25 protein-coding genes are annotated in these 23,202 nt (G+C 53.4%); 15 read left to right on the top strand and 10 right to left on the bottom strand.

The genetic code is table 11. The features are described 5' to 3' along the window. Nucleotides 1-72: 72 nt before the first annotated feature. Both RYZ59_RS19185 and RYZ59_RS19180 read left to right on the top strand, forming a co-directional pair. Nucleotides 73-732: an AzlC family ABC transporter permease gene (locus RYZ59_RS19185; RefSeq protein ID WP_318050154.1), complete on the top strand. Its 660-nt coding sequence runs from the start codon at nt 73-75 to the stop codon at nt 730-732. Then, on the top strand, nt 732-1,055 hold the full coding sequence (locus RYZ59_RS19180; protein WP_318050152.1) for an AzlD domain-containing protein: 324 nt from the start codon (nt 732-734) through the stop codon (nt 1,053-1,055). The genes RYZ59_RS19185 and RYZ59_RS19180 overlap by 1 nt, the downstream gene beginning before the upstream one ends. 42 nt (nt 1,056-1,097) lie before the next feature. Here RYZ59_RS19180 and RYZ59_RS19175 read toward each other — a convergent pair whose 3' ends face one another. Continuing rightward, a complete protein-coding gene (locus tag RYZ59_RS19175; protein ID WP_003825262.1) occupies nt 1,098-1,310 on the bottom strand; it encodes a DUF1471 domain-containing protein in 213 nt (70 codons plus the stop codon). Nucleotides 1,311-1,439: 129 nt separating this feature from the next. Between RYZ59_RS19175 and RYZ59_RS19170 the strand changes: the two genes are divergently transcribed. Both RYZ59_RS19170 and RYZ59_RS19165 read left to right on the top strand, forming a co-directional pair. Beyond that, nucleotides 1,440-1,961 carry a Crp/Fnr family transcriptional regulator gene (locus RYZ59_RS19170; RefSeq protein ID WP_318050150.1) on the top strand — a complete coding sequence of 174 codons (522 nt, stop codon included), beginning with the start codon at nt 1,440-1,442 and terminating at the stop codon, nt 1,959-1,961. A 58-nt stretch (nt 1,962-2,019) separates the two neighbouring features. After that, nucleotides 2,020-2,526, top strand: coding sequence for a YgjV family protein (locus RYZ59_RS19165; protein ID WP_318050148.1), 507 nt, complete (start codon nt 2,020-2,022; stop codon nt 2,524-2,526). On the opposite strand, the gene fdhD is transcribed toward RYZ59_RS19165, so the two are convergent. After that, on the bottom strand, nt 2,493-3,293 hold the full coding sequence (gene fdhD / locus RYZ59_RS19160; RefSeq protein ID WP_411961736.1) for a formate dehydrogenase accessory sulfurtransferase FdhD: 801 nt from the start codon (nt 3,291-3,293) through the stop codon (nt 2,493-2,495). The two genes, RYZ59_RS19165 and fdhD, sit on opposite strands and share 34 nt — an antisense overlap. Nucleotides 3,294-3,523: 230 nt before the next feature. On the opposite strand from fdhD, the gene fdnG reads away from it, so the two are divergent. Genes fdnG through fdhE form a run of 4 tightly spaced genes read left to right on the top strand, consistent with a single transcriptional unit; the run spans nt 3,524 to nt 9,047 of the window. After that, nucleotides 3,524-6,574 (top strand): formate dehydrogenase-N subunit alpha, encoded by a 3,051-nt coding sequence (fdnG, locus tag RYZ59_RS19155; RefSeq protein ID WP_318050145.1) that lies wholly within the window; start codon nt 3,524-3,526, stop codon nt 6,572-6,574. Nucleotides 6,575-6,586: 12 nt separating this feature from the next. Then, nucleotides 6,587-7,489 carry a formate dehydrogenase O subunit beta gene (fdoH, locus tag RYZ59_RS19150; protein ID WP_202037268.1) on the top strand — a complete coding sequence of 301 codons (903 nt, stop codon included), beginning with the start codon at nt 6,587-6,589 and terminating at the stop codon, nt 7,487-7,489. Beyond that, nucleotides 7,486-8,121: a formate dehydrogenase cytochrome b556 subunit gene (fdoI, locus tag RYZ59_RS19145; protein ID WP_318050143.1), complete on the top strand. Its 636-nt coding sequence runs from the start codon at nt 7,486-7,488 to the stop codon at nt 8,119-8,121. The genes fdoH and fdoI overlap by 4 nt, the downstream gene beginning before the upstream one ends. Then, the gene (gene fdhE, locus RYZ59_RS19140) at nt 8,118-9,047 is read left to right on the top strand and encodes a formate dehydrogenase accessory protein FdhE (protein WP_318050141.1); all 930 of its coding nucleotides are present in this window, start codon (nt 8,118-8,120) and stop codon (nt 9,045-9,047) included. The genes fdoI and fdhE overlap by 4 nt, the downstream gene beginning before the upstream one ends. 43 nt (nt 9,048-9,090) lie before the next feature. Here fdhE and nadS read toward each other — a convergent pair whose 3' ends face one another. After that, nucleotides 9,091-9,378: a NadS family protein gene (gene nadS, locus RYZ59_RS19135; protein ID WP_038635893.1), complete on the bottom strand. Its 288-nt coding sequence runs from the start codon at nt 9,376-9,378 to the stop codon at nt 9,091-9,093. Beyond that, nucleotides 9,379-9,690, bottom strand: a complete 312-nt coding sequence (locus tag RYZ59_RS19130) for a type II toxin-antitoxin system RelE/ParE family toxin (protein WP_137381431.1) — start codon at nt 9,688-9,690, stop codon at nt 9,379-9,381. It abuts the gene before it with no gap. A 220-nt stretch (nt 9,691-9,910) separates the two neighbouring features. On the opposite strand from RYZ59_RS19130, the gene RYZ59_RS19125 reads away from it, so the two are divergent. After that, a complete protein-coding gene (locus RYZ59_RS19125; RefSeq protein ID WP_318050139.1) occupies nt 9,911-10,825 on the top strand; it encodes an alpha/beta hydrolase in 915 nt (304 codons plus the stop codon). 38 nt (nt 10,826-10,863) lie between these two features. Here the strand turns inward: RYZ59_RS19125 and fabY are convergent, their stop codons facing one another. The 6 genes from fabY to RYZ59_RS19095 all read right to left on the bottom strand — a co-directional run bounded on the left by fabY (nt 10,864) and on the right by RYZ59_RS19095 (nt 15,588). Continuing rightward, nucleotides 10,864-11,805, bottom strand: coding sequence for a fatty acid biosynthesis protein FabY (gene fabY, locus RYZ59_RS19120; protein ID WP_202037271.1), 942 nt, complete (start codon nt 11,803-11,805; stop codon nt 10,864-10,866). Nucleotides 11,806-11,849: 44 nt separating this feature from the next. Beyond that, nucleotides 11,850-12,287, bottom strand: a complete 438-nt coding sequence (dtd, locus tag RYZ59_RS19115) for a D-aminoacyl-tRNA deacylase (protein WP_137381428.1) — start codon at nt 12,285-12,287, stop codon at nt 11,850-11,852. Then, nucleotides 12,284-13,156, bottom strand: a complete 873-nt coding sequence (locus tag RYZ59_RS19110; RefSeq protein WP_137381427.1) for a virulence factor BrkB family protein — start codon at nt 13,154-13,156, stop codon at nt 12,284-12,286. Before RYZ59_RS19110 ends, dtd begins: the two co-directional genes overlap by 4 nt. Further along, nucleotides 13,150-13,749, bottom strand: coding sequence for a glucose-1-phosphatase (yihX, locus tag RYZ59_RS19105; protein ID WP_271449557.1), 600 nt, complete (start codon nt 13,747-13,749; stop codon nt 13,150-13,152). The genes RYZ59_RS19110 and yihX overlap by 7 nt, the downstream gene beginning before the upstream one ends. Before the next feature lie 105 nt (nt 13,750-13,854). Continuing rightward, the gene (locus RYZ59_RS19100; protein ID WP_202037272.1) at nt 13,855-14,658 is read right to left on the bottom strand and encodes a DeoR/GlpR family DNA-binding transcription regulator; all 804 of its coding nucleotides are present in this window, start codon (nt 14,656-14,658) and stop codon (nt 13,855-13,857) included. Nucleotides 14,659-14,691: 33 nt separating this feature from the next. Beyond that, the gene (locus tag RYZ59_RS19095; protein WP_318050133.1) at nt 14,692-15,588 is read right to left on the bottom strand and encodes a sugar kinase; all 897 of its coding nucleotides are present in this window, start codon (nt 15,586-15,588) and stop codon (nt 14,692-14,694) included. Nucleotides 15,589-15,754: 166 nt separating this feature from the next. Between RYZ59_RS19095 and yihU the strand changes: the two genes are divergently transcribed. The 6 genes from yihU to RYZ59_RS19065 are packed head-to-tail and all read left to right on the top strand — an operon-like array spanning nt 15,755 to nt 23,161. Continuing rightward, nucleotides 15,755-16,651 (top strand): sulfolactaldehyde 3-reductase, encoded by an 897-nt coding sequence (gene yihU / locus RYZ59_RS19090; protein ID WP_318050132.1) that lies wholly within the window; start codon nt 15,755-15,757, stop codon nt 16,649-16,651. 10 nt (nt 16,652-16,661) lie between these two features. Further along, nucleotides 16,662-17,537 carry a sulfofructosephosphate aldolase gene (gene yihT, locus RYZ59_RS19085; RefSeq protein WP_318050130.1) on the top strand — a complete coding sequence of 292 codons (876 nt, stop codon included), beginning with the start codon at nt 16,662-16,664 and terminating at the stop codon, nt 17,535-17,537. Between the two features lie 15 nt (nt 17,538-17,552). After that, nucleotides 17,553-18,794: a sulfoquinovose isomerase gene (gene yihS, locus RYZ59_RS19080; RefSeq protein WP_318050129.1), complete on the top strand. Its 1,242-nt coding sequence runs from the start codon at nt 17,553-17,555 to the stop codon at nt 18,792-18,794. Between the two features lie 18 nt (nt 18,795-18,812). Then, nucleotides 18,813-19,655, top strand: coding sequence for an aldose-1-epimerase (locus RYZ59_RS19075; protein WP_318050127.1), 843 nt, complete (start codon nt 18,813-18,815; stop codon nt 19,653-19,655). Between the two features lie 38 nt (nt 19,656-19,693). Further along, nucleotides 19,694-21,730, top strand: a complete 2,037-nt coding sequence (locus RYZ59_RS19070; RefSeq protein WP_318050126.1) for an alpha-glucosidase — start codon at nt 19,694-19,696, stop codon at nt 21,728-21,730. A gap of 45 nt (nt 21,731-21,775) precedes the next feature. After that, a complete protein-coding gene (locus RYZ59_RS19065; protein WP_318050124.1) occupies nt 21,776-23,161 on the top strand; it encodes an MFS transporter in 1,386 nt (461 codons plus the stop codon). Nucleotides 23,162-23,202 lie beyond the last annotated feature (41 nt).

The raw sequence follows: 23,202 nt of genomic DNA, 5'->3' as shown, positions 1-23,202 counted from the left end.
ATCGTTCGACCTTGTAATGCAATTCTGTTCCGTTCATTATAATGGAAATTCGTTCGATATAGCTAAAACAGTATGAAACATTATTTTTCCAGCCTCAAAGGCGACACGATCAAAGCGATATTTTTAGTGTGCCTGGCCGTCGGCGTGGTAGGCATGTCTTACGGTTCGCTGGCAATGGCTTACGGCTTCCCGCTGTGGGTGCCCTTTGTACTCTCGATTACCGTGCTGGCCGGGGCTTCTGAATTTATGTTCATCGGTATTATCGCCAGCGGCGGAAATCCGTTGGCAGCCGCCGCCGCCGGGTTACTAGTGAATGCCCGACATGTGCCGTTTGGCGTGACGGTACGCGATCTGGTCGGCACTCGCGCCGCCAGCTTTCTCGGCTGCCATATCATGAACGATGAAAGCGTGGTGTTCGGCCTGTCGCAGAAAACACCGGAACAACGTAAAGCCGCCTACTGGTTATGCGGTCTGGGCGTCGCCATTTTCTGGCCGATTGGCACACTGATCGGTGCCGGTGTCGGTAAGCTGCTCCCGGCGCCTGAAACCATTGGGCTGGATGCCGTTTTCCCTGCCATTTTGTTGGCCTTAGTGGTTCCGGCCTTTAAAAACCGCACCACGCTCATCCGTGCCTGTAGCGGGGCCGCATTGTCACTCGCATCCGTACCTTTCGCACCGGTAGGCTTGCCGGTACTGCTCTCACTGTTTGGCCTACTGGCGAGGAAAAAATAATGGGTAACATGACGCTGTTTATCGTCGGGATTGCCGTGCTGTCTTTGGGCACATATTTAATGCGCTTAGGGGGAGTAAAACTGGGAGGCCGCTTAGCCTTTTCTGAACGTTCACAGGCGTTGCTTTCTGATGCCGCAACGGTATTACTGTTCTCCGTCGCGCTGGCAACCACCTTTTATGAAGGCGAACACTTTGCCGGCATGGCGCGCGTACTCGGTGTGGGTTTTGCGGTCTTTCTCGCCTGGCGTAAGACGCCGCTAATCGTGGTGATCGTCGCTGCCGCAGTGGTGACCGCATTGCTACGAATGGCGGGTATAAACTAAAAAAGCGCCCCTGGGGCGCTCTTTCTACCGTACTGAGATAACTTATTTCAGCAGTTCAGCGGTCATATGCACACGGTTACCGGTGTAAGCCTGAGTGATTTTATAATCGCTGGCGCCCGCACGTTCAGCCTGGGCGGCAATTTTAGCTTCAGCACTTTCCAGTGTGGAACCGGTCGCTGTAACAGTCTGAGCAGCGAAAGAACCGAAAGAAGTAGCGAGAGCGATAACTGCGACAAAAGTTTTGATGCTTTTCATGATATAAACCCTTTCACTTAGTTGTTTGAGTAAGGCACCGTGCCTTGATGTGATAAATAGTAGTCTTCATATCACACAACTAAAAGCGGAAGGATTTGCCATTCTTATTCAAATTATTTGAGAGACAAGATGTCACATAATCGGGAATCACAGTGGCTTGCAGGCAGCCGAAGAAAAACGCAACCAGCGGGAAGTTGGTTACTGCGTCAGGGTGAACCGCAAAGTAAAATTCATCTTTTACATCATGGTGTGGCTCGTGCGGTGTATCACGCAGACAGCGGCGTTGAAAGGGTTAAAGAGTTCTACTTTGCCGGGGAGTACTGCTTTCTGTACCTGAACTGGCTAACTAACACACCTGCCGATTACAGTCTGCAAATGATAACCGCAGGAGAAACCACTGAAATCCCCTTGGCGTTGCTGGATGCGCCGGAAAATCAGGATATTAAGGCTCAGCTACTGGTCCAGCAATTGATCTACAAAGAGAAAAAAGAGCAAATGCTGCTGCTCAATACCCCAGAGCAACGCTACCAGTACGTACAAACACACTTCCCGGACTGGGAGTCTCAGCTCACTCAGCGCGATCTCGCCAACTATATCGGCATTACTCCCGTTAGCCTGTCTCGTATTCGCCAGCGTCTTAACAAAGGTTAACGCCTTACGTTGATGCGTCGATTATTGTCCCGTCACTCTTCAATTGTTGGCGCACATTATGAACGCATTTCTCCTCTCTCAGATTCTGGCTGGCATCAGCTTTTTGCTGGATATTTCCGCTTTTCATTTTCAGCGCCGGGCTATCACCTTATCTCTGCTCACCAGTTCCACTTCCCTGTTGGCTATACATTTCTATCTTTTGGATCAACACGCTGCGGCTGGGTTAATGATCATTGCCGCATGCCGCTACGCGACGGCCATCGTCACGTTTCACCGCTGGGCGATGTGGGGATTTATGCTGGGATCGCTGCTGTGTAGCGTTTATCTTTGGCAAAATCTGTCGAGTATTTTGCCGCTGATGGGAAGCCTGCCGATGACCTTTGCGTCGTTTCAAAAACACAGCGGAAAACTACGGAGTTACACATTGTGCGGTAGCCTGTGTTGGCTACTGAACAATGTGATTGTCGGCTCGCCAGTTGCCGTAATCATGGAGCTGGCATTTTCAGGCAGCATTCTGGCCGCCTGGTGGCGTCACAGCGCGATCAGACGTTGCGGATGCGTGTAGATCGTCGCCCTGCCCGGTTTGCAAAAACCCACCAGCGTCAGGTTACAACGTTCGGCAACTTCCACGGCAAGCGTTGTCGCCGCAGAGACAGCAAACAGGATCTCCACGCCACACATCGCCGACTTTTGCACCATCTCGTAGCTGGCGCGGCTGGAAACTAACACCGCGCCCTGTTGCCAGCTTTCCCCTTCCACTGCGCGTCGTCCCAGCAGTTTGTCCAGCGCAACGTGACGGCCCACGTCTTCATGACCCCCTACCAGATAGCCTGATGGCTGTACCCAGGCCGCAGCGTGCGTACAGCCTGTAAGCTGTCCCACGGGCTGATAATCGTGCAGATGTCGTAATGCGGTATCAAGGTTCGCCAAGTTAAACGTCTGGGTAAACGCCAAAGGCTGGACCGGTTTGCCAATGTCATTGAGCTGCTCCACGCCACAAACGCCGCAGCCGGTACGTCCGGCCAGCGCCCGACGACGCTCCTTCAGCCCCATAAAGCGACGGCTGGACAGCTCAACCTGGACTTCCAATCCGTTGCAGGAGGGCACTACGTCCATCGCGTAAATATCCTGCGGGGACTCAATAATGCCTTCAGAAAGTGAAAAACCCATCGCGAAGTGCGCAAGATCTTTCGGTGATGCCATCATCACCACGTGCGAAATTCCGTTATATACCAGCGCCACAGGTACTTCTTCAGCAACCTCATCAGGCTGAGGATGTTGCAAATCCTCGCGCTTCCAGAGGGTCAACTGACGCGATCCTGCACAATTCATCACATTTTTGACTTCTTCTTGATGGATTTTATTCACTTTCTTTTAACCATATTGGAACACACATACCAACATTGTGGTATTCTTTACAAACCCCTCCTGGACGGAGGGAAATTCACCCAATTCTGGACCTTTGCGGTCCCGTCCGCAAAGAAAAATAACAACCACTTCCCTCGCGATCGCGTTAAAGAAAAGCGAAGGGAACGTGACAATGTCGAAACAAGGAGCGAACCATGCAGGTCAGCAGAAGGCAGTTCTTTAAGATCTGCGCTGGCGGTATGGCAGGCACCACGGCAGCGGCACTGGGCTTTGCACCCGGCGTAGCGCTCGCGGAAACACGGCAATATAAATTGCTGCGCACCCGTGAAACCCGTAACACCTGCACTTACTGTTCCGTTGGCTGTGGACTGTTAATGTACAGCCTCGGTGACGGCGCAAAAAACGCCAAAGCATCCATCTTCCATATCGAAGGGGACCCGGATCACCCGGTCAACCGTGGCGCGCTCTGCCCGAAAGGGGCCGGTCTGGTGGATTTCATCCACTCCGAAAGCCGCCTGAAATTCCCGGAATACCGCGCACCAGGCTCAGATAAGTGGCAACAGATTAGCTGGGATGAGGCATTTGACCGCATCGCTAAGCTGATGAAAGAAGACCGCGACGCTAACTACGTTGCACAAAACGCTGAAGGCGTAACCGTTAACCGCTGGCTTTCCACCGGGATGCTGTGTGCTTCCGCTTCCAGTAACGAAACCGGCTATTTAACGCAAAAATTCTCCCGCGCACTCGGTATGCTCGCGGTCGACAACCAGGCACGCGTCTGACACGGACCAACGGTAGCAAGTCTTGCTCCAACATTTGGTCGCGGTGCGATGACCAACCACTGGGTCGACATTAAAAACGCCAACCTCGTTGTGGTGATGGGCGGTAACGCCGCTGAAGCTCACCCTGTCGGATTCCGCTGGGCGATGGAAGCCAAAATTCACAACGGTGCGAAGCTGATTGTTATCGATCCGCGCTTTACGCGAACCGCAGCGGTGGCTGATTTCTATGCTCCTATTCGCTCTGGTACTGACATTGCCTTCCTGTCAGGCGTTTTGCTGTACCTGCTGAACAACGAAAAATTCAACCGCGAATACACTGAGGCCTACACCAACGCCAGTCTGATCGTGCGTGAGGATTACGGTTTCGAAGATGGCCTGTTCACCGGCTACGACGCGGACAAACGCAAGTATGACAAAACCAGCTGGAACTACGAGCTGGATGAAAAAGGCTTCGCCAAACGCGATGTTACGCTGCAACACCCGCGCTGCGTGTGGAATCTGCTGAAACAGCACGTTTCCCGCTACACGCCGGACGTGGTGGAAAACATCTGCGGTACGCCGAAGGCTGATTTCCTGAAAGTCTGTGAGTACATCGCAGAAACCAGCGTAAAAGATAAAACCGCGTCGTTCCTGTACGCCCTGGGCTGGACACAACACTCCGTGGGTGCGCAGAACATCCGTACCATGGCGATGATCCAGTTACTGCTTGGCAATATGGGGATGGCTGGCGGCGGCGTTAACGCCCTGCGCGGTCACTCGAATATTCAGGGTCTGACTGACTTAGGCCTGTTGTCACAAAGCCTGCCAGGCTACATGACGCTGCCAAGCGAGAAACAAACCGACCTGCAAACCTACCTTGCCGCCAACACGCCAAAACCGTTGCTGGAAGGCCAGGTGAACTACTGGGGCAACTACCCGAAATTCTTCGTTTCGATGATGAAAGCCTTCTTTGGCGATAAGGCGACAGCAGAAAACAGCTGGGGCTTTGACTGGCTGCCGAAGTGGGATAAAGGGTACGACGTGCTGCAGTACTTCGAGATGATGAACCAGGGCAAAGTGAATGGCTATATCTGCCAGGGCTTTAACCCGGTCGCCTCATTCCCGAACAAAAACAAGGTGGTGGCTTCACTGTCTAAACTGAAGTTTCTGGTGACCATCGACCCACTCAACACTGAGACCTCCACCTTCTGGCAGAACCACGGTGAGTCGAACGATGTTGACCCGTCGAAAATCCAGACTGAAGTGTTCCGTCTGCCATCCACCTGCTTTGCCGAAGAGAACGGTTCTATCGTCAACTCCGGTCGTTGGTTGCAGTGGCACTGGAAAGGCGCGGATGCCCCAGGGATTGCCGTTACCGATGGTGAAATCCTCGCCGGTATCTTCCTGCGTCTGCGTAAGATGTATGCCGAACAAGGTGGTGCGAACCCGGAACAGGTGCTGAGCATGACCTGGAACTACTCCACCCCGCACGAACCGGCTTCGGAAGAAGTGGCGATGGAGAGTAACGGTAAGGCGCTGGCCGATATTACCGACCCGGCAACCGGTGCGGTTATCGTCAAGAAAGGCCAACAGCTGAGCTCGTTCGCCCAACTGCGTGACGACGGCACTACCTCCAGCGGCTGCTGGATTTTCGCCGGTAGCTGGACGCCGGAAGGCAACCAGATGGCCCGTCGCGATAACGCCGACCCGTCAGGTCTTGGCAATACGCTGGGCTGGGCATGGGCATGGCCGCTTAACCGACGCATTCTGTATAACCGCGCCTCCGCTGACCCGCAGGGGAATCCGTGGGATCCAAAACGTCAGATCCTGAAATGGGACGGGGCGAAATGGAGCGGGATGGATATTCCGGACTACAGCGCCGCCGCACCGGGCAGCAACGTTGGGCCATTCATCATGCAGCCTGAAGGGATGGGACGTCTGTTTGCTATCGATAAGATGGCAGAAGGTCCGTTCCCGGAACACTACGAGCCGTTTGAAACGCCGCTGGGAACTAACCCGCTGCACCCGAACGTTATCTCTAACCCTGCCGCCCGTATCTTTAAAGGCGACGAAGAAGCACTGGGTAAAGCAGATAAGTTCCCGTACGTCGGAACAACCTATCGTCTGACCGAACACTTCCACTACTGGACCAAACATGCGCTGCTTAACGCCATCGCACAGCCGGAACAGTTTGTGGAAATTGGCGAGAAGCTGGCGAATAAGCTGGGCATCTCCCACGGCGATACCGTCAAAGTCTCCTCTAACCGCGGCTACATTAAGGCCAAGGCGGTGGTGACCAAACGTATTCGCACATTGAAGGCCAACGGTCAGGATATCGACACTATCGGTATTCCTATTCACTGGGGCTACGAAGGCGTAGCTAAAAAAGGCTTTATCGCCAACACGTTAACGCCATTCGTCGGTGATGCGAACACGCAAACACCGGAATTTAAGTCCTTCCTCGTGAACGTGGAAAAGGTGTAACGGAGACGACCTATGGCTTATCAATCGCAAGACATCATTCGTCGTTCCGCCACTAACGGTTTCACCCCCGCGCCTCAGGCGCGGGACCATCAGGAAGAGGTGGCGAAGCTTATCGACGTCACCACCTGTATCGGCTGTAAAGCATGTCAGGTGGCGTGTTCGGAGTGGAACGACATCCGTGATGAGGTGGGTAACAACGTTGGGGTGTACGACAACCCGGCTGATTTGACCGCCAAATCCTGGACGGTGATGCGCTTCTCGGAAGTGGAACAAGACGACAAACTCGAATGGCTTATCCGTAAGGATGGCTGTATGCACTGTGCCGATCCGGGCTGTCTGAAAGCATGCCCGGCTGAAGGGGCAATCATTCAGTATGCCAACGGTATCGTCGACTTCCAGTCCGAGCAGTGTATCGGCTGCGGCTATTGTATTGCAGGCTGCCCGTTCGACGTACCGCGCCTCAACCCGGAAGACAACCGCGTCTATAAATGTACGCTGTGTGTTGACCGTGTGGTGGTGGGCCAGGAACCGGCCTGTGTGAAAACGTGCCCAACCGGTGCCATTCATTTCGGCACCAAAGAGTCGATGAAAACGCTGGCGGGCGAGCGTGTCGCGGAGCTGAAAACGCGTGGTTACGAAAATGCGGGTCTGTACGATCCGGCAGGCGTTGGTGGTACACACGTGATGTATGTGCTGCACCATGCTGACAAGCCGAATCTGTATCACGGCTTGCCAGAGAACCCGGAAATCAGCGCCACCGTCAAATTCTGGAAAGGTATCTGGAAACCCCTCGCAGCGGTCGGCTTTGCAGCGACATTTGCGGCCAGTATTTTCCACTACGTCGGTGTAGGCCCAAACCGTGCGGAAGAGGAAGAAGACAATCTGCATGAAAAAGACGATGAGGTGCGCAAATGAAACGACGTGACACCATCGTGCGCTACACGGCGCCGGAACGCATCAACCACTGGATAACCGCCTTCTGCTTCATTTTGGCAGCGGTGAGCGGGATGGGCTTTCTCTTCCCGTCCTTTAACTGGCTGATGCACATCATGGGCACTCCGCAACTGGCGCGCATTGTGCACCCGTTTGTCGGCGTGATCATGTTTGCCTCGTTTATCATCATGTTTTTCCGTTACTGGCACCACAATCTAATCAATCGGGATGATATCTTTTGGGCGAAGAATATTCGTAAGATTGTCGTCAACGAGGAAGTAGGTGACACGGGACGTTATAACTTCGGCCAGAAATGCGTATTCTGGGCGGCGATTATCTTCCTGGTCCTGTTGCTGGTGAGCGGAGTGGTCATCTGGCGTCCGTATTTTGCGCCTGCTTTCTCAATCCCGGTGATCCGATTCGCGTTAATGCTGCATTCATTTGCCGCAGTAGCGTTAATTGTGGTTATCATGGTGCACATTTACGCCGCCCTTTGGGTGAAAGGCACCATTACCGCGATGGTGGAAGGATGGGTTACCAGTTCATGGGCGAAGAAACATCACCCACGCTGGTACCGTGAAGTCCGAAAGACAACGGAAAAGAAAACTGAATGAGTATTCGCATAATCCCGCAAGATGAGCTGGGTTCGAGCGAGAAACGCACGGCGGATATGATTCCGCCGTTGTTATTCCCCAGACTCAAAAATTTGTATAACCGCCGCGCCGAACGTCTGCGCGAGCTGGCCGAGAACAACCCGCTGGGCGACTACCTGCGCTTTGCCGCACTGATCGCCCACGCGCAGGAAGTTGTGCTGTACGACCATCCGCTGCAGATGGATCTGACCGCTCGCATCAAAGAAGCGAACGATCAGGGCAAACCGCCGCTGGATATCCACGTTCTGCCACGCGACAAGCACTGGCAAAAACTGCTGCAGTCGTTAATTGCTGAGCTGAAGCCAGAAATGAGCGGCCCTGCACTGGCAGTGATCGAAAATCTGGAAAAAGCTTCAGAGCAGGAGCTGGAGCTGATGGCCAGCGCGCTGTTTGCCTCTGATTTCGCCTCCGTCAGCAGCGATAAAGCGCCGTTCATTTGGGCTGCCCTGTCGCTCTACTGGGCGCAGATGGCAAGCCTGATCCCCGGCAAAGCCCGTGCGGAATACGGTGAGCAGCGTCAGTACTGCCCGGTGTGTGGTTCAATGCCGGTCTCCAGCATGGTGCAAATCGGTACCAGGCAGGGGCTGCGCTATCTGCACTGCAACCTGTGCGAAACAGAGTGGCACGTGGTGCGTGTGAAGTGCAGCAACTGCGAGCAAAGCCGTGATTTGAACTACTGGTCGCTGGATAACGAACAGGCGGCAATTAAAGCTGAAAGCTGCGGCGACTGTGGGACTTACCTGAAGATTCTCTATCAGGAAAAAGACCCTAAAGTTGAAGCTGTGGCTGACGATCTCGCTTCACTAATGCTGGACGCGCACATGGAACAAGAGGGCTTTGCCCGCAGCTCCATCAACCCGTTCCTGTTCCCGGGTGAAGGGGAGTAAGTTTTAAGATCCTCCCCCGGCAATTGAACCAGACTGCCGGGGATTATCTTAGCGCCTGAATGACATGTTTTGGATCATTGGCAATGGCACGTAACAACGCTTTTGCTGGACCGGTCGGTGAACGACGCCCCTGCTCCCAATTTCGCAACGTATCTACGCTTACCGATATCAAATCTGCGAAACGAGTCTGGGATAATCCTGAAGACTGGCGGATTTCCTTTATTTTCATGGCATCAATATGAAAGGTACGGGAAGGTTGCCGCGTTCCTTCAGCGATCTCATTCATCTGAACCATACTTTGAGTTAATCGCTCAAATAGTGCCTTATCCATTTACCACCTCTCATTCAACATACGCAGCACTACCTTTTCTTGTGGAGTCAGATCATCCTTGATCCCTTTCTGATAAATCAGCAACAAACGAATTTGTGATTTCCTGATTTGATGAAAGTAGATAATCCTGACACCGCCACGTTTTCCTTTCCCTCGCACTCTCCAGCGAACCTTTCTCAGGCCCCCCGTTTCTTGTATCAGATCGCCATAATCGGGCTGAATCGCAAGGAATATCTGTAATCTACGGTATTCATCATCATCCAGTAATTTTTTGACGTCTTCAGTAAAGATTTCCGTTTCTATGAATAACATTTTTAATACGCCATTGGACTATATTAATAGAAATCAACTATACGTCAATGGCGTATAGTGCATTTTTCTCACAATACAGAATTCAAACCGCAGAAACCAATGACGATATTTAATCTGCGAGCCACTTTCCAGAATCATACACTCCCCCGCTTTTCCCATTTTCATCCGTGGTAATCCAGGTTATAACGCTGTATATCCATACAGATAAAGGGAAGTAAAAATGGCACTGGAAAGCGGAATTGCACAGCTGGTTGAGGCATTTATCGCGGCGGGACGCCCTTCTTCGCGCGAGCAGAATATTGATGACCGGAGAGCAGGCTATATCGCCAGCACGGTCCTGGCCGGAGACACTGAAACCCGCGTACAGGTTGAAAATAGTGAACTCGATACCATGACGTTTCGCGTTGTTTCGCCACGGGGCACCACGGGAAACCTACCCTGCGTGATCTATTATCACGGCGGCTGCTTTGTCAGCGGTGGATTCGCTACGCATGATAACCAGCTAAGGCAGCTCGCCCTGGCCAGCGGCTGTCGGGTGATTGCAGTACAGTATCGCCTCGCACCAGAGCATACTTTCCCAGCAGCACACGACGATGCTGAAAAAGGCGCTAACATCATTTGGAAGTATGCAGAGAAACTGGGTGTCGATCGTACGCGCATCACGCTTGCTGGCGACAGCGCTGGCGGACATCTGGCGCTGGTCACAGCACTACGCCTGAAAGCTGCCGGGCAATGGCAACCTGCGCAGCTTATGCTGATCTACCCGATGCTGGACGCTACCGCCAGCTTTGAGAGCTATGCCCGCAATGGGCGGGATTACATCATTACACGCGACACACTGCTGTCCGGTTACGAGATGTATATGCCACAGACTGACCTATACCATCCGGAAGTCAGCCCGCTGTGGCGCGACGATGTCAACGGGTTACCGCCGACCCACATCATTACCGCTGAATTTGACCCCTTGTGCGATGAAGGAGAAGCCCTGTATCACCGGCTCCTGAAGCAAGGTGTGGACTGCACCTGCCAGCGCTATCCCGGCGTTATCCACGGATTTTTTCAGTTAGGAGGCGTAAGCCAGACGGCACGAAACGCAATGCGCGACGTGGCCTGGCGAGTGGCAACACACGAGTAAAACGCGAATCGGGTAGCGTGAAGAGTTGGGATTTCTCCCTACTCTTCTTCATTCCCACCTTCGACGTAAGGGCCAAACGGCTTCGCAGGCAGTACGATATACGTGCCTTCAAACACTACGCCCGCCGTATCGTCCCCCAAAAGCTCCACCTGCATCTGCACACGTGCCTTGCGGCCTCTGGCCAGACGGTCAAGATCGCCGCTCAATGAGCCCAGATCGGCGATAGCAGTAGGTTTTCCGGTGATCGGCTTGCTGTAGCGGATATGCGCATCGGCGAGGATAATCGTTCCCCCCAAGTGACGCTCACGCAACATCAGCCAGATAAGCCCCCAACCGGTAAGCGTTGCCAACGAGAACAGGCTTCCGGCAAACAGGGTGTGGTGCGGATTCTGGTTCCCTGTCTCGGGCATCGTGGTAATAAATTTCTGCCCGGTATATTGCTGAATACGTACGCCCATTTTCTCGCTTAACGGAATATGTTCGTACCAGGCCTGCTGTAGCTGCCCACACCAGTCACCACGATGAAGAATATCGTCCAGCGTCGCAATGGGCTTAATCATCAGGAAGTGGCGGACCGGCGTGGTTTGCGGCGTGGTGATTTCTCCCTGGCTTACAAACCCCAGCTTGGCGAAAAATTCAACCGCATCCTCACGCGCGCTACAGGTGACGCGCTTCACCCCTTCCTGGCGTGCCACGGATTCAAGGGTCATCGCCATCAGCGTTCCGAGCCCCTTTTCTTGCACCGAGGGGTCTACAGCCATAAAACGTATGGAGGCTTCGTTATCCGCATTGATATACAGACGCCCTACTGCGACCAAATTACCTTCTTCGTCCACCACCATTTGATGGTGTGCCATTGCGTCCCAGGCATCCCGTTCGGAGCCTTTTGGCTGGTGCAGGGGTTTACGCAGCATTTCCCAGCGAAACTGGTAGTAACGCTCCAATTCTTCTTCTGTTTGCGGTACTCGAAGGTGATACATAGTTGTATTCTCTCTTGTTACCCGCGACCACGCCGGAAGCTGGTTCATACTTGTAACCAGAACGTCACGGGGCCATCATTAACCAGCGAAACCTGCATATCAGCAGCGAATCGCCCGGTTTGCGTGTTCATTTCCTGTTGCCGGCAGCGCTCTACAAAATACGTGTACAGAGCCTCTGCCCGATCGGGTGCTGCGCCTTTTGAAAAACCAGGGCGCATGCCGCGTTCGGTATCTGCCGCCAGTGTAAACTGTGAAACCACCAGCACGCTGCCACCTGACTGCTGCACATTCAGGTTCATTTTACCTTCGGCATCGCTAAAGATTCGATAGCCGAGTACGCGTTCGCACAAGCGGTTCGCTTTCTGTTCGTCATCATCCCTTTCGACACCTAACAGGACCAAAAGTCCTGGGCCAATTTCACCCGTCACCTCACCCTCCACGGTGACGCTGGCACGGGTTACGCGCTGAATTAATGCAATCATGGTTGCTCTGCTTCTTCTTGTTCTGCGGCTTGTTTAAGTTTGCGGTATTCCCCGAGAGTGACAGTTATTTCCGCGCCTAGCAAGACGATACACCACGTCCAGTAAACCCAGACGAATAAAATAGGGATCACCGCCAGGACACCGTAAATGAGCTGATAAGACGGGAACATCGTGATATAGAGCGCAAATCCTTTCTTTCCGGCTTCGAACAGCACAGCAGCAACAAAGGCACCGATTACCGCATCGCGATTGGGGACTCGCGTGGTGGGTACAATGCTGTAAAGCAGCCAGAACGACAGCCAGGAAAGTACCAACGGGAAAATACGCAGTACGTTATCAATCACCGTGTTGAGATCGCTGGCCCAGCGCAACGACAGCAAATAAGAACTGATTGCCAGGCTGGCTCCCGCCAGCAGCGGTCCCAGCGTTAATATCATCCAGTAAACGGCAAAAGAGTACACTTTGGGCCGCGTGCGCTTACTGCGCCAGATGGTATTCAACGCGCTATCGATGGCATACATCAGCAATAAGGCGGTTACAATCAGCCCGCATGCCCCAACAGCAGTCATTTTGTTCGAGTTTGCGACAAACTGTTCGATATACCGCTGGATGACATCGCCAGTCGCCGGAATAAAGTTAGCGAAAATGAAATGACGGAGTTGAATGCTGACATCGGAAAACATCGGAAATGCAGCGAAAAGAGCAAAAACAACGGCGATAAGCGGCACTAATGAGAGCAATGAAACGTAGGCAAGATTTCCTGCCAGCGTTGTCATATGGTCCTCATCAATGCGCTGCCATAATAGCTTCAGCCAGGCCCATACAGGACGCGTATGATGCCTGGCTTTTTGATGCAAAAATTTTAGCATAACAACTTCGCGAAATAGTCAGGGATGGTCGTTTTATCGACGACCTGGATACTGGTGATCCCTAACTGGTTAGCCCCTTCAATATTATCGGCGTTGTCATCAAAAAAGACCGTATCGTGCGCAGAAAAACCTTCTGACTGCAGAACGTGCTGGTAAATCCGTGCTTCCGGTTTACGCATGCCCAGTTCCTGAGAAAGATAAATATGATCGGCTGCCTGACGGATTTCGGGATACTCATCTGGCCAAAACGTTGTGTGCAGGCGGTTAGTATTTGATAACACAACGACACGATGCCCTTGCTCGCGCAGCTTATGCATGATGTCGATAACTTCGGGGCGTAATGCGACAAAAACGGCCTGCCAGCCGTGGGAGAACTGCTCGTAACTCAAAGGCAACGCCATGTCATGACACAGCGCCTCGGCGAAGGCCTCATCTGTTATTTCGCCTCGCTCATGCTGGCGAAAAGCCTCCCCCATCGTGAAACTTTGCTTTAGTGAAGCCAGCGGTACACGGCTCAAATCGCTCCATGTGCCTAACACGCGATTGAAGTCGATATCGACAATCACATTACCCAAATCAAAGATATAGAGCATGTCCTTCTCCTTTCTCGCCGTGGATGAATAACTGTAGCGGGAAAGGAGAAGTTTGACTATGCGTGCGTGATGACTTCGAACGAATCAGAGCACCAAAGAGCGAGATCACATAGCCAGCGCATCATCCTGAGAAGGACTCACTTGCACAATTTCAACCTGCTGTGACTGAAGGAGATTGTGCAACGCCGGACCAGGATATTCATCGGTGAACAGCGCAGTTACCTGCGACACATTACCAATCTCTACTGCGGCAGAGGCCGTGTATTTCGTATGATCCGCTGCCAGCAGAATGTGTCGTGAATGGGACATCATCGTTTTTACTACACTGGCTTCGTTAACATCAAATTCCAGCAGCGCGCCATCGCTTTCAATCGCACCCACACTGGTCACCAGATAATCGGCGCGAAAGTCAGCGACAAACGCTGTAGCAGAAGGACCGATAATACCGCTGTTATGCGGGCGCAGCGTCCCTCCGGGAACCATCACTTCAAAACGTGGGTTGTTATACAGAATATGCGCCACGCGCAGGCTGTTGGTGATGATGCGCAAATGGTTATGGTTTAACAGCGCCCGCGCAACCTGCTCAACGGTAGTACCAATGGTAATAAACACCGTTGAGCCGTCGGGAATGTAGTCAGCCACCGCTTCCGCGATGGCTTTTTTCTCTTCCGTCCAGGAGACTTCACGCTGTTCGAACGCCGTATTAACCACGCTGGAGGCTCTGCCTGCTCCGCCATGATGACGCGTAATTAATCCCTGTTCGCTTAACTTACGAATATCACGACGCACGGTCTGGGTGGAAACATCCAGCAGACTGGCAAGTTCGTCAATATTCATATAACCACGCTCGCTAATCAGCATCAGCAGTTGATCGTGTCGCGGGTTACCGGTCAGTTCGGTAAGACTCATGAAATTTCCTCGAAAAACCATTGCCCTGGCATTTTATACAAAAAGTGACAGAAAAGATCGGGTTTGATCACAGTCAGGGATCCCCGCACGCCCGCCCGGACGCGTACACTTCAGTGCAGCGACGCCACTGGCAAACCTGACGGCGTCTTCCTGCGCGGACCCACAGGCCAGACTAAATGCCAGCGCACCGTGAAAAACATCACCGGCACCGGTGGTATCGACCACATCGACTGAAAATCCTGGCTGATGCTGCACTGCATTATCTTTTATCCAGTCACACCCCTCACTGCCACGCGTCACATAAACATGACCATTTGTGAGCATTTGTGCTTTTTTCAGTCCAGAATCAGGCTCCGTTGTCCCTGTCAGTCGCGCCAGTCCAGGTTCAGAGAACGCAGCATGATCGCTCAATGCCACCAGTTCACTGATGTCCTGCGGCGTAACGTCGCCATCCAGCACGGTCATCACCCCTGACTGACGCGCTAGCGTGAAGGCCTGTTTTGCCCCTTCGTGCCAGCGCACGTCCGCCAACACCACATCCCACTGAGAAAAATCGATCTCCTTCAGCCAATCAGCATCCGGCAGTAAATCCGGGCTGGGGTAGTTAACGATAATTCGCTCTCCCTTCGCGTCGACCATAATCGCCGACTGTGAAGAGTTCGCCCCTGCATAGCGCCGGGTGTAACGGGTGTTTACCCCCAGGGATTCCAGCTCCGCCAGCAGGCTGTTTCCGGTGTCGTCATCGCCCACACGGCCAATAAAGTCCACCTGTGCGCCCAGCTTCGCCGCAGCCACAGCCGCCGTCGCAGCAGGCCCACCGCCCACTTCGGTATACCGCTTCGCCACATATTTACCTCCTTCAGTCGGTAAACCTTCTACGTAATAGATGCGATCCATCACGGTAATACCCACACAAGCAATACGAATCATGTTCATTCCTTAGGCGTTTCAAGATGGGATCATTTTAATTTCACAAAATGTTTAAAAAGTGACGGCTGTCAATTTTTTGACCATAAATTACAAATACGATCAAAAACAGACAGAAAAAGACGATTTTAAATGACAGAAAATGACATCCACGTCTCAGGAGAACGTTATGGCAGTTATAGCATTTATCGGATTAGGTCAGATGGGTTCCCCCATGGCGAGCAACTTGCTGAAGCAGGGTCATCAACTCAGCGTCTTTGACGTTAACCCGGATGCTGTTCAGTGCCTGGTGGAAAAAGGAGCACAGCCTGCCAGCAGCCCGGCTCAGGTAGCAAACGGCGCGGAGTTTGTCATCACGATGCTGCCAAACGGCGATCTGGTGCGCCGCGTCTTGTTGGGTGAACAAGGCGTTTGCGAGAGCCTGTCGCCACAAGCGCTGGTCATTGATATGTCCACTATCCATCCGCTGCAGACCGACAAACTGATTAGCGACATGGAAGCCAAAGGCTTCAGCATGATGGATTGCCCGGTCGGGCGCACCTCCGATCATGCGATCGCAGGCACCCTGCTGTTGCTGGCAGGGGGAACAGCTGAACACGTTGAGCGCGCAACGCCAATACTGCTGGCAATGGGTAATGAATTAATCAATGCCGGCGGCCCCGGTATGGGTATCCGCGTCAAACTCATCAACAACTACATGAGCATCGCGCTAAATGCGCTCTCTGCCGAAGCCGCCGTGTTGTGCGAAGCACTCGGCCTCTCCTTCGATGTGGCCCTGAAAGTGATGAGCGGGACGCCTGCCGGAAAAGGCCACTTCACCACCTCCTGGCCGAACAAAGTGCTGAAAGGCGATCTTTCCCCGGCCTTCATGATCGACTTAGCCCACAAGGATCTTGGCATCGCCCTGGATGTGGCGAATCAACTGCACGTGCCGATGCCGCTTGGTGCGGCCTCCCGCGAAGTCTATAACCAGGCTCGCGCCGCTGGCCGTGGTCGGGAAGACTGGACGGCCATTCTTGAACAGGTTCGCGCATCCGCCGGGCTAAATAAACACACAGATAAGTAAGGACTGAACAATGACGAAGTACACCCTGAAAGACATCACCCGAGCTTCCGGCGGTTTTGCCATGCTGGCAGTCGATCAGCGCGAAGCCATGCGCTTAATGTTTGCCGCTGCGGGTGCGAAATTCCCGGTGAGCGACAGCGTGCTGACTGATTTCAAAGTGAATGCAGCGAAGATCCTTTCTCCCTATGCCTCTGCGATCCTGGTCGATCAGCAGTTCTGCTACCGCCAGGTTGTGGAACAACATGCCATCGCGAAAAGCTGCGGCATGATTGTGGCCGCGGATGAGTTCATTCCGGGTAATGGTATTCCGGTCGATAGCGTGGTGATTGATAAAAAAATCGACCCGCAGGCCGTGAAACAGGACGGCGCGAAGGCGCTGAAGCTGCTGGTACTGTGGCGCAGCGACGAAGATGCCCAACAGCGTCTTGATATGGTGAAAGAATTCAATGAGCTATGCCACGTCAACGGCCTGCTGAGCATTATCGAACCGGTTGTGCGTCCACCGCGCCGTGGCGAAAAGTTCGATCGTGAACAGGCCATTATCGAGGCCGCAAAAGAGCTGGGTGACAGCGGCGCCGATCTCTACAAGGTCGAAATGCCGCTGTACGGCAAAGGTACCCAACAAGAATTGCTTAGCGCCTCCCAGCGCCTGAATGAAAACATCAACATGCCGTGGGTCATTCTCTCCTCTGGTGTGGATGAAAAACTGTTCCCGCGCGCGGTCAGCGTGGCCATGACGGCAGGTGCATCCGGCTTTCTCGCCGGACGTGCGGTCTGGTCATCCGTGGTTGGCCTGCCGGATACCGAACTGATGCTGCGTGATGTTTCCGCACCTAAATTGCAACGTTTAGGTGAAATTGTCGATGAAATGATGGCCCGCCGCTAATTCGAGGATGAATAAATGAAATGGTTTAACACCCTGAGCCACAACCGCTGGCTGGAACAGGAAACCGACCGCATCTTTAACTTTGGTAAAAACGCAGCGGTACCCACCGGGTTTGGCTGGCTGGGTAACAATGGTCAGGTCAGAGCGGAGATGGGGACACATTTATGGATCACCGCTCGTATGCTGCACGTTTATTCCGTGGCCGCATCAATGGGCCGCCCCGGCGCATATCAGCTCGTCGATCACGGAATTAAGGCGCTGAATGGCGCATTGCGTGACACGCGCTACGGCGGTTGGTACGCCTGCGTGAATGATGAAGGGGTCATGGATGCCTCCAAGCAGGGTTATCAGCATTTCTTCGTGTTGCTCGGGGCGGCAAGCGCTGTAACAACCGGTCATCCACAGGCGCGACCGTTGCTTGACGATGCCATCGAAGTCATTGAGAAGTACTTCTGGAGTGAAGAGGAGCAGATGTGCCTGGAATCCTGGGACGAAGCTTTTAGCCAGACGGAAGATTATCGTGGCGGCAATGCCAACATGCACGCAGTCGAAGCCTTCCTGATTGTCTATGACGTTACTCACGACCGTAAATGGCTCGATCGCGCACTGCGTATCACTTCAGTGATTATTCACGATGTTGCCCGCAGCGGTGAGTATCGCGTCAACGAGCACTTCGATTCGCAGTGGAACCCAATCCGCGATTACAACAAGGATAACCCAGCTCACCGTTTCCGCGCTTACGGCGGTACCCCGGGCCACTGGATCGAATGGGGTCGCCTGATGCTGCATCTGCATGCCGCACTGGAAGCGCGCTTCGAAACGCCTCCCGCCTGGCTGCTGGAAGATGCCAAAGGCTTGTTCCACGCCACCATCCGTGATGCCTGGGCACCGGACGGCGCGGATGGTTTTGTCTATTCGGTGGACTGGGACGGTAAACCCATCGTTCGCGAAAGAGTTCGCTGGCCGATAGTCGAGGCGATGGGTACCGCCTATGCCTTGTATACCCTCACCGGCGAGAGCCAGTACGAAGCCTGGTACCAGAAGTGGTGGGATTACTGCATCACTTATCTGATGGACTACGAGACGGGTTCATGGTGGCAGGAGCTGGACACCGACAACAAGGTGACCACCAAAGTCTGGGACGGTAAGCAGGATATTTACCACCTGTTGCACTGCCTGGTGATCCCACGTCTACCGCTGGCGCCGGGGTTGGCTCCGGCCGTTGCCGCCGGCCTGCTGGATATCAACGCTAAATAAGCCAGGAGATAAGCAGCCATGCATAGCGGTGGAAAAACCCTTCATCTTCAGGCCGGGCACTACCAGGCAAAAATTGTCACGGTTGGCGCGGGGCTGGCGGAACTGACGAATCGTGAGCGTCACGTCGTTATTCCGCACAAGCCTGAAGAGATGCCGTTGGCACATCTGGGGAAAGTACTCATTCCCTGGCCAAATCGCGTGGCAGACGGCTGCTATCAGCATAACGGCAAAGCCTTCCAGCTTGCCGTTAATGACCCGGTTTCTCATACCGCCATTCATGGATTGCTGGCCTGGCGAGACTGGCAGATTGACCAACAGTCGGCATCGGAAGTGGTGCTGACTATTTTTCTGCCGCCCTCGTATGGCTATCCCTTTGCGCTGATTTCAAAGGTGATTTACCGGCTGGAAGCCACCAGCGGGCTGCATGTCTTTATTCATACACAAAATGTGGGTGACGAAACGGCACCGTATGGCGCAGGCGCACACCCCTATTTGACCTGCAACCTGCACAGTATTGATGACTGTGAATTAGCACTGCCGTCGGGCGAATCCACACTGGGAGAGCAGGATTTCACAACGCCGCAGGTCATCGCGAAAACCTCGCTTGATCATACGTTCAAAGTCTGGCCATCCGGGAATGAGTGGGAAGTCAGAATGACCAGCCCGGCACAAAACATGTCCACATACCTGCGTAGCCACCAGCCCTGGCTGCAGGTTTATACCGGTGAAAAATTAGCACGCCGTGGCCTGGCAGTTGAGCCGATGACCTGCCCGCCAGACGCCTTTAATTCCGGGGTTAGCCTGATTCATCTCGCGCCCGGAGAAGCACACCAGATGCATTTTTTAATCGGCTGTGAATAACAGATTCACCGAATTACCCTACATTTACGGAGACTATAATGAATTCGTTACTACAACGGTCAGCCGCCTTAGAGCTCAAAACATTACAGGACGGATTTACCTTAACGTATCAACAGCGCCTGATTTTACGTCACAGCACAGAAAACCCCTGCCTGTGGATCGGCGCTGGCGTTGCCGATATTGATATGTTCCGCGGTAACTTCAGTATTAAAGACAAGCTCAATGAGAAAATTGCCCTAACCGACGCCACAGTCAGCGAGTCGCCTGACGGTTGGCGGGTAGATTTCAGCCGCGGTAATACCATCACTGCCACGCTACACATTTCCACCGATGAACAGGGTCGTCTGAAGCTGGATCTGCATAACGACGATCCCAGTCATAACCGCATTTGGCTGCGTCTGGCCGCCAGGGCGGACGACCACATCTACGGCTGCGGTGAACAGTTCTCTTACTTCGACTTACGCGGCAAGCCCTTCCCATTGTGGACCAGCGAACAGGGCGTGGGTCGGAATAAGAATAGCTATGTCACCTGGCAGGCGGATTGCAAAGAGAACGCCGGTGGCGACTATTACTGGACCTTCTTCCCGCAACCGACCTTTGTCAGCACGCAAAAGTACTACTGCCACGTTGATAACAGCTGCTACATGAATTTCGACTTCAGCGCGCCGGAGTATCACGAGCTGGCGCTGTGGGAAGACAAAACCACCCTGCGCGTTGAGTGCGCCGAGACTTACATTTCGCTGCTTGAGAAATTGACCGCATTGTTAGGTCGCCAGCCGGAGCTGCCGGACTGGATTTACGACGGCGTCACGCTCGGTATTCAGGGCGGTACTGAGATTTGCCAGAACAAACTGGACACCATGCGTAATGCGGGCGTGAAGGTAAACGGCATCTGGGCGCAGGACTGGTCCGGGATCCGCATGACTTCCTTTGGCAAGCGCATGATGTGGAACTGGAAGTGGAACAGCGACAACTATCCGCAACTGGATAGCCATATTAAGCAGTGGAAAGAAGAAGGCGTGCAGTTCCTCTCCTATATCAACCCCTATGTTGCCAGCGATAAAGACCTGTGCGCAGAAGCCGCAGCGCGTGGTTATCTGGCGAAAGATGCTTCCGGCGATGACTATCTGGTTGAGTTTGGCGAGTTTTACGGTGGCGTGGTCGACCTGACCAACCCGGAAGCCTACGACTGGTTCAAAGAGGTCATCAAAAAGAACATGATCGAGCTGGGCTGCGGCGGCTGGATGGCGGACTTCGGTGAATATCTGCCGACCGACACATATCTGCATAACGGCGTCAGCGCCGAGATCATGCATAACGCCTGGCCCGCGCTGTGGGCGAAATGTAACTACGAAGCGTTACAGGAAACCGGCAAGCTTGGTGAAATCCTGTTCTTTATGCGCGCGGGTTACACCGGTAGTCAAAAGTATTCCACCATGATGTGGGCTGGCGATCAGAACGTTGACTGGAGCCTCGACGATGGCCTGGCTTCCGTCGTTCCTGCGGCGCTGTCGCTGGCGATGACCGGCCACGGCCTGCACCACAGCGATATTGGCGGTTACACCACGCTGTTTGACATGAAACGCAGCAAAGAGCTGCTGCTGCGCTGGTGTGATTTTAGCGCCTTCACCCCGATGATGCGTACCCACGAAGGCAACCGCCCCGGCGATAACTGGCAGTTTGATGGTGACAGCGAAACTATCGCCCATTTTGCCCGCATGACCACCGTGTTCACCACCCTGAAACCGTACCTCAAACAGGCCGTCGCACAAAACAGCGCCACCGGGCTACCGGTTATGCGCCCGTTGTTCCTGCACTACGAAAACGATGCGCAAACCTACACCCTGAAATATCAGTACCTGTTGGGACAGGATCTACTGGTCGCGCCGGTTCATGAACAGGGTAAGCACGACTGGACGCTGTATCTACCAGAGGATAACTGGGTCAACGTCTGGACAGGGGAAACTTATCAGGGCGGAGAAATTACCGTAGGTGCGCCAATTGGCAAGCCTCCGGTGTTTTATCGCGCGAAGAGTGAGTGGGCGTCACTGTTTGCCACGTTACGCAACATCTAATACGGCTCGCCCGTGGGGAAACTCACGGGCAAATGGAGAATAACAATGAGTCAAAATACAGCCAATCCGGCAACCCTACGCTTGCCGTTTAAAGAAAAACTTGCCTATGGGATGGGTGATTTGGGCTCCAATATCCTGCTGGACATTGGTACGCTCTATTTACTCAAGTTTTATACTGATGTCCTTGGCTTGCCGGGGACTTACGGCGGTATCATTTTCCTTATCGCCAAGTTTTTTACCGCGTTTACCGATATGGGCACCGGGATTATGCTCGATTCGCGACGCAAAATTGGTCCGAAGGGTAAATTCCGCCCATTCGTGCTCTACGCTGCCTTCCCCGTCACCTTGCTGGCTATTGCTAACTTTGTCGGCACACCGTTTGAAATAACCGGCAAAACGGTGATGGCAACGGTGCTGTTTATGCTGTACGGACTGTTCTTCAGCATGATGAACTGCTCTTACGGCGCGATGGTTCCTGCCATTACTAAAAACCCGGATGAGCGCGCTTCGCTGGCCGCCTGGCGGCAAGGTGGCGCAACCCTGGGTTTGTTACTGTGTACCGTCGGCTTTGTTCCAGTGATGAATCTGATCGAAGGTAACTCGCAGTTGGGTTATATCTTCGCCGCCACATTATTTTCCCTGTTCGGCCTGCTGTTTATGTGGCTGTGCTATGCCGGTGTGAAAGAACGCTATGTAGAAGTGAAATCCGTGGATGCGGCAGCGCAAAAACCGGGATTACTGCAATCCTTCCGCGCTATCGCCGGTAACCGACCGCTGTTTATTCTGTGCGTTGCCAACCTTTGTACGCTTGGTGCTTTCAACGTCAAGCTGGCAATTCAGGTGTATTACACCCAATACGTACTGAACGACCCAATCCTGCTTTCCTGGATGGGCTTTTTCAGCATGGGCTGTATCTTCATCGGCGTCTTTTTAATGCCGGGAATGGTCAGACGCTTTGGTAAGAAGAAGGTCTATATCGGCGGCCTGCTGATTTGGGTAGCGGGCGATCTGCTTAACTACTTTTTTGGCGGCGGCTCCGTCAGTTTTGTTTCCTTTTCCTGTCTGGCGTTCTTCGGCTCAGCATTCGTTAACAGCCTGAACTGGGCGCTGGTCTCCGACACGGTGGAATATGGTGAATGGCGTACCGGCGTGCGTTCTGAAGGGACGGTGTACACCGGATTTACCTTCTTCCGTAAAGTGTCGCAGGCGCTGGCGGGATTCTTCCCTGGATGGATGCTGACGCAAATTGGTTACGTCCCGAACGTGGTGCAATCGGCAAATACAGTCGAAGGCTTGCGTCAGCTGATCTTTATTTATCCCTGCGCATTAGCAGTGATCACCATTGTGGCCATGGGCTGTTTCTACAACCTTAACGAGAAGATGTATGTCCGTATCGTTGAAGAGATAGAAGCGCGTAAACAACCTGTTTGATAATAATAATGAATAGCGCCTTACGGGGCGCTATTAAGGAG

This window comes from Citrobacter sp. HN-141 (genome assembly GCF_033341895.1).
Taxonomy (GTDB): Bacteria; Pseudomonadota; Gammaproteobacteria; order Enterobacterales; family Enterobacteriaceae; genus Citrobacter.
This window is presented reverse-complemented; position numbering and strand designations above follow the sequence as displayed.